This window comes from Pontimicrobium sp. IMCC45349 (assembly GCF_047219225.1).
Classification (GTDB): Bacteria; Bacteroidota; Bacteroidia; order Flavobacteriales; family Flavobacteriaceae; genus IMCC45349.
This window is the reverse complement of record NZ_CP178208.1, coordinates 1858124-1870789: the sequence shown is the minus strand read 5'-3', so window position 1 is coordinate 1870789 and position 12666 is coordinate 1858124. Positions and strand designations below refer to the sequence as shown.

The 12666-nt window shown below is 32.1% G+C and carries 8 protein-coding genes and 2 riboswitches; all 8 genes read right to left on the bottom strand.

All coding sequences use genetic code 11. From position 1 onward, the window contains the following. Positions 1-37 precede the first annotated feature (37 nt). Positions 38-994: a methylenetetrahydrofolate reductase [NAD(P)H] gene (gene metF, locus ACLII3_RS08645; RefSeq protein WP_412983833.1), complete on the bottom strand. Its 957-nt coding sequence runs from the start codon at positions 992-994 to the stop codon at positions 38-40. A 171-nt stretch (positions 995-1165) separates the two neighbouring features. Further along, positions 1166-3859: a methionine synthase gene (gene metH / locus ACLII3_RS08640; RefSeq protein ID WP_412983832.1), complete on the bottom strand. Its 2694-nt coding sequence runs from the start codon at positions 3857-3859 to the stop codon at positions 1166-1168. Further along, the gene (locus ACLII3_RS08635; RefSeq protein ID WP_412983831.1) at positions 3852-4853 is read right to left on the bottom strand and encodes a homocysteine S-methyltransferase family protein; all 1002 of its coding nucleotides are present in this window, start codon (positions 4851-4853) and stop codon (positions 3852-3854) included. The genes metH and ACLII3_RS08635 overlap by 8 nt, the downstream gene beginning before the upstream one ends. A 53-nt stretch (positions 4854-4906) precedes the next feature. Next, positions 4907-5013: riboswitch (SAM riboswitch) on the bottom strand. A 129-nt stretch (positions 5014-5142) separates the two neighbouring features. Next, positions 5143-5814, bottom strand: coding sequence for a phosphoadenosine phosphosulfate reductase family protein (locus ACLII3_RS08630; RefSeq protein ID WP_412983830.1), 672 nt, complete (start codon positions 5812-5814; stop codon positions 5143-5145). Positions 5815-5911: 97 nt separating this feature from the next. Beyond that, positions 5912-6322, bottom strand: a complete 411-nt coding sequence (locus ACLII3_RS08625) for an RrF2 family transcriptional regulator (protein ID WP_412983829.1) — start codon at positions 6320-6322, stop codon at positions 5912-5914. A 22-nt stretch (positions 6323-6344) separates the two neighbouring features. Next, entirely contained in the window at positions 6345-7508 is a 1164-nt protein-coding gene (locus ACLII3_RS08620) for a trans-sulfuration enzyme family protein (protein ID WP_412983828.1), read from the bottom strand. A gap of 1 nt (position 7509) precedes the next feature. Beyond that, entirely contained in the window at positions 7510-10911 is a 3402-nt protein-coding gene (thrA, locus tag ACLII3_RS08615; RefSeq protein WP_412983827.1) for a bifunctional aspartate kinase/homoserine dehydrogenase I, read from the bottom strand. Positions 10912-10915: 4 nt separating this feature from the next. Further along, positions 10916-12208: an O-acetylhomoserine aminocarboxypropyltransferase/cysteine synthase family protein gene (locus ACLII3_RS08610; protein ID WP_412983826.1), complete on the bottom strand. Its 1293-nt coding sequence runs from the start codon at positions 12206-12208 to the stop codon at positions 10916-10918. A gap of 283 nt (positions 12209-12491) precedes the next feature. Next, positions 12492-12595: riboswitch (SAM riboswitch) on the bottom strand. Positions 12596-12666: the final 71 nt, after the last annotated feature.

Here is a 12666-nt window from a genome sequence, read left to right as displayed (position 1 = left end):
GGTTGGTTAAACTATAAAAACAAAAGTAACAGAATATTTAGAAAATCTCCGAAGCTATTGCTTTTATATTATCACTTTTTCCCATTGAGTAAAAATGAATTACTGGAACACCAGCTTTTTGAAGTTCTTTGGACTGCTTAATTGCCCACTCTACACCAACTTGTCTAACTGCTTTATTGTCTTTACAATTCTCAACAGCTTCAATTAACGCTTCTGGTAAATCCAACTTAAATACTTGAGGTAGTAATTGTAAATGTCGTTTTATTGTAATTGGTTTTATTCCAGGAATTATTGGCACTGATATACCTGCTTTTCTTGCTATGTCAACAAACTCAAAATACTTATTGTTGTCAAAAAACATTTGAGTAACCACATAATCTGCTCCAGCATCTACTTTTTCTTTTAAGCGTTTTAAATCGGTTTGCAATGAAGGTGCTTCAATATGCTTTTCTGGGTAACCAGCTACACCAATACAAAAATCGGCTTTCTCATCTACCTCAATCACATCATGTAAATATTGACCTTTATTTAAATTTTGAATTTGATCTACCAATTGTTTTGCATATTGATGTCCTCCTTTTGAAGCTTCAAAATATTTTTGGTGACTCATGGCATCTCCACGCAACGCCATGACATTATCAATACCTAAATAATGACAATCAACCAATAAATATTCTGTCTCTTCTTTTGTAAAACCACCACATAACACATGAGGCACAGTATCTACATCATACTTATGTTTTATTGCTGCACAAATACCAACCGTTCCTGGTCGCATTCTTGTAATTCTTCTATCTAAAAGACCTTTTTCTTTTTCGATATAAACATATTGTTCTCTTGAGGTAGTTACATCAATAAAAGGTGGTTTAAATTCCATTAAAGGATCAATATTATTGTATAATGCTTGAATACTATTACCTTTTTTGGGTGGAATAATTTCGAACGAGAATAATGTATTTCCTTGCGCTTGTTTAATGTGGTCTGTTACTTTCATGCTATACTGTTGTCGTAAAGTATACTATTAACAATGACGCAACTGTTAATAGTAATACTTGAGATACGAACTTAATTTCAATTTTATACTTTTTCATTTTTTATGTTTTAAATCCTATACAAGATTATTGCATTAGATTATCCAAATCATTAGTTAAACTCCAAGAAATTGTTAAGTCTCAACTAAGTTTGGATTTAGCCATTTTAAAGCTTCTTCTGTACTAATTCCTCTTCTTTTTGCATAGTCAAAAAGTTGGTCATTTTTTATTTTACCCAAACCGAAATACTTAGCATTTTCATTACCAAAATAGTAACCACTAACACTGGCTGCTGGCCACATTGCTAAACTCTCAGTAAGCTTTACTCCTATTTTGTTTTCGACATCTAATAATTCCCAAATGGTTTCTTTTTCTAAATGATCTGGACAAGCTGGATAACCTGGAGCAGGTCGAATACCTTTATAATTTTCTTTTATTAGCTCTTCGTTTGTAAAGTTTTCGTTAGCTGCATAGCTCCAATATTTAGTTCTTACTTCCTTATGTAAATATTCTGCAAAGGCTTCAGCCAAACGATCTGCTAAAGCTTTAATCATAATAGCATTATAATCGTCATGATCTTCTTCAAACTGTTGAGCTAAAGCTTGTGTACCAAATCCAGCAGTCACACAAAATGCTCCAATATAATCTTGACTCCCTGAGGATTTTGGCGCTATAAAATCTGCTAAAGCATAATTAGGGATGCCTTCTCGCTTTTTGAGTTGTTGACGAAGGGTTAAGAATTTATAGGTTTCTTTTTTGTTCTCGACTGCGCTTGAACTGACATAAGAAACCTCAACATCATCATCATTGATAGTATTAGCTGGGAATAGTCCAAAAACTGCTTTTGCTATTAATAGTTTTTCTTCAAACACACGTTGTAATAATTGTTGCGCATCTTTAAATAATTCTGAAGCTTGTGCTCCTACAACCTCATCTTCTAATATTTCTGGAAACTTTCCGTGTAAATCCCAACTCCTAAAAAATGGCGACCAATCGATATATGCTTCAAGTTTAGAAATGTCAAAATCTTGAATTTCCTGAACACCTAATTCCTTTGGTTTAATTATTTCAACCTCATCCCAATCAATCTTAAACTTATTTTTTCGTGCTTCTTCAATAGATACATATTCTTTCTTCTTAGTTCTATTTAAAAATTGGATTCTAAATTTGTTGTACTCTTCTCGAATTTGATTTTTAAAATCCTTATTATTTTCCTGAAGCAAATTTCCAACTACAGTTACAGCTCTTGACGCATCATTAACATGGACTACTGTATGCTCATAATTTGGTGCAATTTTTACTGCCGAATGCGCTCTTGAAGTTGTTGCACCACCAATCATAAGCGGAATGTCTAAATTTTGTTTATTCATTTCTTTAGACACATATACCATTTCATCTAGTGAAGGTGTAATTAAACCACTTAATCCAATTACATCTACATTTTCCTTTACAGCAGTCTCTATAATTTTTTCTGGAGGTACCATTACACCTAAATCCAGAATTTCATAGTTATTACAACCCAAAACAACGCTTACAATATTTTTACCAATATCATGTACATCGCCTTTTACTGTTGCCATTAATATTTTTCCAGCAGACTCAACTTTTCCATCTTTTTCTGCCTCTATAAACGGTTGTAAATAAGCCACCGCTTTTTTCATTACACGAGCAGACTTTACAACTTGAGGCAAGAACATTTTTCCGTCACCAAACAAATCGCCAACTACATTCATACCAACCATTAAAGGCCCTTCTATGACTTCAATTGGTCGTTGATAATTTAAACGTGCCTCTTCTACATCCTCAATTATAAACGTATCAATTCCTTTTACTAAAGCATGTGTAATTCTTGACTGTAAGTCTTCTTTTCGCCATTCTTGGACTGTGTTTTCTTCTTCCTTTTTTAATCCTTTTACTGAATCTGCAAATTCTAATAAACGTTCGGTTGCATCATCTCTTCTATCTAAAAGCACATCTTCAACTCTTTCCAATAAATCTTTTGGAATTTCATCATAAACTTCTAACATAGTTGGATTTACAATTCCTAAATTCATCCCATTTTTAATAGCATGATATAAAAATGCTGAATGCATTGCTTCTCGAACACTATTATTTCCTCTAAATGAAAATGACACATTACTAACACCTCCAGACACGTTTGCAAAAGGTAAGTTTTCTCTAATCCACTTAGTAGCGTTAAAGAAGTCTAAAGCATTTTTACGGTGTTCTTCCATTCCTGTGGCTACAGGAAAAATATTAGGATCAAAAATGATATCTTGAGGTGGAAACTTAATTTCATTTACTAGAATATCATACGAGCGTTTACAAATATCTATGCGTCTTTGGTAATTATCTGCTTGACCAACTTCATCAAAAGCCATTACTATTACTGCAGCACCATAACGTTTTATAAGTTTTGCTTGTCTTTTAAACTCTGCTTCTCCTTCTTTTAAGCTAATTGAATTTACCACACATTTACCTTGAACTACTTGGAGTCCAGCTTCAATAATTTCCCATTTAGAACTGTCTATCATAATTGGGACTCTAGCAATATCTGGTTCGGAAGCTATAAGGTTTAAAAATGTGGTCATTGCATGTACACCATCCAACATACCTTCGTCCATATTAACGTCAATAATTTGCGCACCACCTTCTACTTGATGTCTTGCTACTTCTAATGCTTCATCATATTTTTCTTCTTTAATTAATCTCAAAAACTTTCTTGAGCCAGTAACATTTGTTCTTTCTCCAACATTTATAAAATTGCTTTCAGGTGTCACAACCAAAGGCTCTAATCCAGATAATGTTAGGTATTTATTTCTATGCATCTGAGTTTAATTTTCTTGGTAGATATTTATCTGCTACTTCCGCAATTGCTTGAATATGTTCTGGATTTGTTCCGCAACAACCTCCTATAATGTTAATAAGTCCATCTTGAAGATAATCTTCAATTAAGGCTTGCATTTGTTGTGGTGTTTGATCGTATTCGCCAAATGCATTTGGTAATCCAGCATTTGGATGAGCTGATGTATAAAACTCAGATTCGTGAGCTAATCGCTTTAAATAAGGATTTAATTGTTCTGCACCTAAAGCACAATTAAATCCAACACTTAACAATGGAATGTGAGATATAGAAGTTAAAAAAGCTTCTACTGTTTGTCCTGATAATGTTCGTCCAGAAGCATCTGTTATAGTACCAGACACCATAATTGGAATATCAACATTACGCTCTTCTTTTACTTCTTCAATAGCAAATAATGCAGCTTTTGCATTAAGTGTATCAAAAATAGTTTCTACTAAAAGTATATCAACGCCTCCATCAATTAATGACTCAACTTGCTGTTTGTAGGCAACTCTTAATTCTTCAAAAGTTATAGCTCTAAATTCTGGTCTATTAACATCTGGAGATAAACTAGCTGTTCTATTTGTTGGACCAATACTACCTGCTACAAAACGTGGTTTTTCAGGGTTTTTATTAGTGAATTCTTGGGCAACTTTTTTTGCAATTTTAGCTGACTCAAAATTGAGTTCATATACCAAATCTTCCATTTGGTAGTCTGCCATAGCAATAGTTGTTCCCGAAAACGTATTAGTTTCTACAATATCTGCTCCAGCCTCGAAGTATTTTCTATGAACTTCGGTAATCGCTTCTGGTTGTGTTAAGGACAATAAATCGTTATTTCCTTTTAGAGGAATTTTATAGTCTTTAAATCGTTGACCGCGAAAATCTTCTTCAGAAAAATTATATTGCTGAAGCATAGTTCCCATGGCGCCATCGAGCACCAAAATACGTTGTTGTATAGCTTTATGTATGTTTGACATATTATTGTGTTAATATTAATATGTCATCAGGAAAGTAAAAGAGAATTTACTTGTGGTTATCTGTCTAATTAAAATTAGTAGAATTTAGCACCTTCTTTAAATACATAAAGGGTTGCTAAGGCTTCATTGGGTCTATTCCCTCTGCCTTTCGTGATAACAATCAATAAGTGTTTGAACTTGAGTACAAATAACGTGAATACTTTTTTATTTACATAATAAATACGCTTAAAAAAGTCGAGAAAATCAGGTTAATTCTCTCAATATAAATCATAAAAGAAATTTTGTTTGTTTATTGAAAATGAATCCCACACTCTCTATTACTCAAAGCTTTTACTGGATCGAAATAATCTTTATTTTTTGGTAGTCCATGAACTTCGATATAATTATCTAAATCGTAGTCACTCCAGTAATAAAAAGGACTCACTTTTAGGATACCATCTTTACTAAAACTTAGAATATCTTTTGAATTTCTATACGCTGTTTGTCTCACTCTAATGTTTGTGAACCAAACATCTGGTTGGTGCTCATTTAATGCACGTCTAAAAGGCTCTAGCTTTACGACTTCTGAAAACAAATCGTGATTATCATCTTCAAGAGATGGGAAACCAATAGTTGTTTCAATTTCTTCTTTTGATTTTAAAGATTGATATCTATGAATATTTAAATTATAATTCTGAATTAATTTTGAAGCATGTTCGTAAGTACTTGGCTGATTATACAATGTATCACACCATATCACTTTAATATTCTTATCATGTTTTGACATTGAACTTAATAATACAGCCGAATAAATACCAAAACTTGTAGTAACGATTTTGTTATTTGATAATGATAAAGCCCATTTTATAATTTCATCAGGTGTTTTATGTTTTAATTGCTTATTTAAATCTGCTAAACTTTTATTTAATGCAGCTGTTTTTGTGCTTGCTATACTAGCAGCTGTTTCTAACTCTAATGCCATAATGAAAAATAATATAATCTATAAATCCTATCGACTTTATAGGATTTAAGCAAAAGTAACTAAATAATTAATGTAAAATCTTAATAAACTGATAAATTTATTTGGTTAAATCGGCAAGTGTGGTATTTCTAAATATATCGAGGGTTTTATCTCTCACTTCTACCATCAATCCATGTACAGAACATGTTGCTTCATCTGGACAATCTGAGCATTTTTCATAAAAATTCATACTTACACATGGTACCATTGCAATAGGTCCTTCAAGTATTCTCATAATTGAAACCATTTGAATATCCTTTGGGTCTTTTAACAAATAATAACCTCCTCCTTTTCCTTTTTTTGAACCTAGATAACCATTTTTACGGAGGGTTAACAAAATGCTTTCAAGAAACTTACGCGAAATATTTTCACTTTCAGAGATAGTTCCAATTTGAGTTAAGGAATTTTTCTCCTGTTTAGCTAAAAATGTAAGTGCTTTTATTCCGTATTTTGTTTTCTTAGACAGCATAAAACAAAGATACTTAATTTGATTATGATTCTAAAGCTTGTTTTAAATCGTCTATAATATCTTTACTATTTTCTAATCCAACAGACACTCTTACTAATCCAGCTGTAATTCCCACTTCTAGCCTATCTTCTGTACTCAATTTACTATGCGTAGTGGATGCTGGATGTGTAACTATGGTTCTGGTATCACCAAGATTAGCTGAGAGTGAACACATTTTAATTTTGTCTAAAAATTGTCTTCCAGAAATAATTCCACCACTTATTTCAAAAGCAACAATATTACCTCCCAACTTCATTTGCTGTTTGGCAATTTTGTACTGAGGATGTGATTTCAAAAAAGGATACTTTACCAATTCTACTCTTGGATGATCTTCTAAAAATATTGCTATTTTTAACGCATTTTCGCAATGTCTATCTACTCTAACCGAGAGGGTTTCTAAACTTTTTGACAAAACCCAAGCATTAAAAGGCGACATTGCTGGTCCTGTATTTCTAGAGAAAAGATAAATTTCTCTAATCAAACTAGCTTTACCAATCGTTATTCCTCCAAGTACGCGGCCTTGACCATCTATTAGTTTGGTAGCCGAATGGATTACTAAATCTGCTCCAAACTTAATAGGTTGTTGTAAATATGGCGTTGCAAAACAATTATCAATCACTAATAGTAAATTATGTTTTTTCGCAATCTCACCTAAAAATTTTAAATCTAAAATATCAACAGCTGGATTGGTAGGTGTTTCTGCGAATAATATTTTTGTATTTGGTTGAATTAAGCTTTCGATTATATCAACTTCGTTTACCTTAAAATAACTAGTTGAAATATTCCATTTAGGAAAAAACTTAGTGAACAAAGTATGAGATGAGCCAAAAACCGAGCGACAAGACACAACATGATCTCCAGCATTTAATAAAGCTCCAAGAGTTGAAAAAATAGCAGCCATTCCTGTTGCAAAAGCATAACCGCTTTCTGCTCCTTCTAACTTACATACTTTCTCAACAAACTCAGATGTATTTGGGTTTGAAAACCTGCTATAAAGATTCTTCTCTTTTTCCTCTGCAAAAGAAGCACGCATGTCCTCCGCATCATCAAATATAAAACTTGAAGTTAGGTACAATGGAGTTGAATGCTCTGAAAACTGTGAACGTTCTGCTTGTGTTCTAATTGCTTCTGTTTCGAAATACTTCATGTTAATTAATAGTTTTTGATAATCGTAAAATATCTCCAAAAACACCTCTAGCTGTGACTTGAGCTCCTGCTCCTGCTCCTTGAATTACAATTGGATTTTCTCCATAAGACTCTGTAAAAATTTCGAAAATGGCATCAGACCCTTTTACTTGTCCTAAGGCACTATCATTAGGTATAGAAACCAACTGCACTTTTAATTTACCTTTGTTTTGCGATAAATCGCCATACAAATCACCTACGTATCTTAATACATGGTTTTGTTTTTGACTATACTTTATTTTTTGAAAATCTTTATCTAAATCTTCTAAACTATTTAAGAATTGGGTTGTTGATATTCCTTGTAATTTTTCAGGAATTAAATTTTCTACTTCAATATCACTAAACTCATTTTTTAAATCTAATTCGCGAGCTAGAATTAATAACTTTCTTGCTACATCATTTCCTGAGAAATCCTCTCGAGGATCTGGCTCTGTAAATCCTTTTTCTACAGTTTCTTTAATGATTGTACTAAATAATTTTTCAGTACTTGAGAACGTATTAAAAAGATAACTTAATGTACCCGAAAACACACCTCTAATACGCGTTATATTTTCACCTGATTCATGCAATAATTTTATAGTATCTATTAATGGTAAACCTGCACCAACTGTTGTTTCATATAAATACTCTTTTTTATTAGTTTTTAGTGTTTGTCTTAATTGTGTATAAAAATCATGCGAAATTGTATTTGCTATTTTATTTGAAGACACTAAATCAAAACCAGCCTTAACCAGTTTTTCATAGTTTTCATGAAAATCTTTGCTTGCTGTATTATCAACAGCAATTAAGTTTTCTAAATGATGCGTTTGTGCATAATCAATAACATCTTCAATATTATATGAGTTATCATTTGAATTAAGTTGTTCTTGCCAACTATTGTCAACGCCTTCTTTGTTTAATATTACTTGCTTTGAATTAGCAATTGCAAAAATATTTAGCTCAATACCTTTTCTGTTTTCTATTTCTGCCTTTGAATTTAATACTTGATTAATTAAAGCACTACCAACCAAACCATGTCCAAAAACTGCAATATTCACCTTCTTAGATAAGTCAAAAATCTCACCATGAATCACATTTACTGCTTTGTGTAATTGCTTTTTATTAACCACTAAGCTTACATTTTTACCAGTTACAGTATTATTAAACAACAATGGAGTGATTTGATTTTTAATTAATGCATTAAACGGTTTATGAAATGAACTTAACTCCATACCAATAATGGATACTACAGCTACATCGTCAATAATCTCAATGCTGTTTACATCTTTAGAATAAAAATCATTTTCAAATTCTCTTTCTAAAGCAATTACTGCTTGTGTAGCTTTATCAGCGTCAATAATTAGTCCTATTCCTCTCTCTGAAGATCCTTGTGAAATAATACTCACGCTTATATCTTGAAGACTTAACGCTTTAAAAATTCTAGCATCTATTCCTACTTTTCCTAACAGCCCTCTTCCCTCAAGATTTATTAAGGCAACATTATCTAATACAGATAGAGAGGTTACTTCTTTTTTGGTGCGTTTAGCTGTAATTAAAGTGCCTTCATCATTAGGATTAAAGGTGTTTAAAATTCTAAGATTTATGTTTTTTTCTAGTAACGGAATAATCGTTTTTGCATGTAGTATGTTAGCTCCAAAATTTGCAAGTTCGTTAGCTTCATTAAAGGACAATTCTTTAATCTTTTTTGCATTAGGTACTAAGTCTGGATTTGCAGTATATATACCATTTACATGAGTGAAGTTTTGCAGCTCATCAGCATCTAAATAATTTGCCAATAATGACGCTGTATAATTACTACCATTTCTTCCTAAAGTAGTTGTTTCATTTTCTTGATTTGAACCAATAAAACCTGTTACCACATTTACTGTTGAACCATTATACTTCTTAAAATATGCTTGTACATTTTCTCTCGAAACTTGCTCTAATGGTTGTGAATTTCCAAACTCACCTTCGGTTTTTATAAGTTGTCTTGCATCAGTTGCTTTGGCATTAATATTTCTTTCATTTAAAATCTTAGTCACCTGTTTTACTGAAAACAACTCACCATAAGCTAATACTTGGTCTTTAATTTTGTTGCTATAATCTCCAAGCAATTTTACACCTTCAAAAATATCTTCTAATGCTTTATATTCTTCTGAAAAGTCAGTTTTAGAATATGGAGCTTCTTGATATTTTTTAAAAGCCAACCACTGCGATTCATAATTTTGTTTGCTTGCTGCTTTTTCTAAAATAGATTCTAATTGATTTGTAGAGTCGCCTCTTGCCGAAATAACAACACCTATTTTATCTCCATTAACAACTTTATTTTCTATAATATTTATGGCTCTGTCTAATCCTTCTCCATTAGCTAAAGATTTTCCACCAAACTTTAATATTTTCATTTTCTTTTGTTTTGCATCAGTTCGAAAAATGGCTTCAATAATTTTTTCTAATTGAGGATACTCTATTAAAAAAGCATCATGACCATGAACTGAATTAATTTCGTTATACGTTACATTAGGATGTGATAACGCTAACTGTTTTTGTGTTTCTCTATTTTCTTCTGCTGTAAAAAACAAATCAGAATCTACACCTATAATATGAATGTTAGCCTCTATAAGCTCTAACACTTCAACTCCAACTGCTCTATCTCTAGTAATATCTATGGTTTTAAGTAATTGGTTCATCAACCTATAAGCAGATAATTGAAAACGCTCTTGAAGTTTCTTTCCATGATGCAATAGCCAACTTTCTACATTAAAAATTTCTAAATCTTCATTTTTAGAACGCTGAAAGCGCTCCTTAAAAGATTTTGGCGTTCTGTAGCATAGCATTGCATGCATTCTTGCATCATGTACTGGATTGCTAGAATTAGTTAGAAACTGTTCTTGTATTTGACAATTAGCAATTAACCAATCGGTAGATTTCCAATCGGTTGCAGTTACAATTAAATGTTCTGTAATCTTCGGATTTATTACAGCCATTTCCCATGCTATTCCGCCTCCTAAAGAACCTCCAATTAAAGCAAATAGCTTTTTAATATTTAACCTTTCTAATCCTATTAAGAATAAACGCGCTATATCACGAGCAACAAAATCTTTATAGTTTGTGATTTCAAATCCATCAAAACCATTTCCTGGAATATTAAAAGCTAATACTGTAAAACTAGAAGTGTCTATTACTTTTGAATCTCCAATAATAGCTTTCCACCAGCCATTTTCTCCAGAAACATTACTATTTCCCGTTAAGGCATGATTTACCAACACTATTGGCGCAATTCCAATAGGCTTACCAAAAACCTGATAACTTAAGTTAATTTGTTTTACAGGCTTTTGGCTAACCGTTTGGTAATTGAGGATTTTTATATGATGTAAATTAGAATTCACTTTTTTAAGCTAAAACTGGTTTAGAAATGGTTTCAAAAACAGCTTTTAAATCTGCTTTTAAATCGTCTATATTTTCTAATCCTACTGATAAACGAATTAAATCCTTTGTAACTCCAGTTGATTCTTGAGCTTCATCACTTAACTGTTGATGTGTTGTACTAGCTGGATGGATAATTAATGACTTTGTATCTCCAATATTTGCTAATAACGAAAATAGCTTTGTTGAGTCTGCTACTTTCTTAGCAGATTCATAACCTCCATCTACTCCAAATGTTACAATACCACTTTGTCCTTTTGGAAGGTATTTATTAGCTAAATGTTTATACTTACTTGTTTCTAATCCTGGATAATTAACCCAATTTACTTGTGGTTGTTCTTGCAACCACTTAGCTAACTGGAGTGCATTACTACTATGTTTCTTAATTCTCAACTCTAAAGTTTCTAATCCTTGAATAATTTGAAATGCATTAAAAGGACTTAATGCAGCTCCATAATCTCTCAACCCTTCTATTCTAACTTTAGCAATAAATGCAGCGGCCTCTAATGCTTCACTATAAACGAGTCCATGATATCCAGAAGATGGTTCGGTAAATTCAGGAAACTTTCCATTTGTCCAATCAAAAGTCCCTGCGTCAATAATAACACCTCCTAAAGCTGTACCATTACCATTTATATATTTGGTAAGAGAGTGTATAACTATATTAGCACCATACTCAATAGGATTTAACAAGTATGGCGTTGCAACTGTATTATCTACTATTAATGGTACTTTAAAAGCTTTTGCTTCTTTTGAAATTGCCTCAATATCTAAAACATCGAGTTTAGGATTTCCTAAAGATTCAATAAAGAATACACGTGTGTTTTCTTGTGTAGCATTCTTGAAATTTTCAGGATTAGAAGGATCTACAAATGTTGTTGTTATGCCGTGTCTAGGTAAGGTAACACTAAGCAAATTATAGGTGCCACCATACAAGCTATTGGATGCTACAATATGATCTCCAGCTTTAAGTAGTGTTAATAAACTTGTAGCAATAGCAGCTGTGCCAGACGATGTAACAACTGCAGCAATTCCACCTTCAAGTGCAGCCAAACGTTGTTCTAAAATATCATTTGTTGGGTTGTTAATTCTCGTGTAAATGTTTCCTGCTTCTGCTAACGAAAATAAATTGGCTGCATGATCGGAATCATTAAACACATAAGCTGTTGATTGGTAAATTGGAACAGCTCTTGTTCCAGCATTTTGTGACACATCGTGTCCTGCATGCAACGCTTGGGTTGCGAATTTTTGAGCACTCATTTTTCTAATTTTTTGAGTTAATAGATATGTGCTATTCGCCAAACAAGATTAATGGAGTAAAAAGCATCTTTTTCGCTTATACTTCAAAATAAAAATTAACCGTAGCTAATGCTATGCTAAATTTTTCTTTCTTGTTTAATCAAAAAATCTATTCGTTTCCTCTTACTTAATCTCACTTAACAAATAGCACGATTAAACCAAAAGCCAAATGCGTCAATATTGACGTACTTAATAGAAAAATGTTAAAAAGAAAAAGCAGTACTCATGAATACAAGTACTGTTAAGGTTATCTATCTAAATAATTTAGTAGAATTTAGCACCTTCTTTACGAATAAAGGGTTGCTAAGGCTTCACGGGGTCTAATCCCTCCACCTTTCTTGATAACATTTCAATAAGTTGTTTGAACTTTGTGAGCGCAAATATTCAAAAAGAAATATTTAATAACCAAATATTTTTCT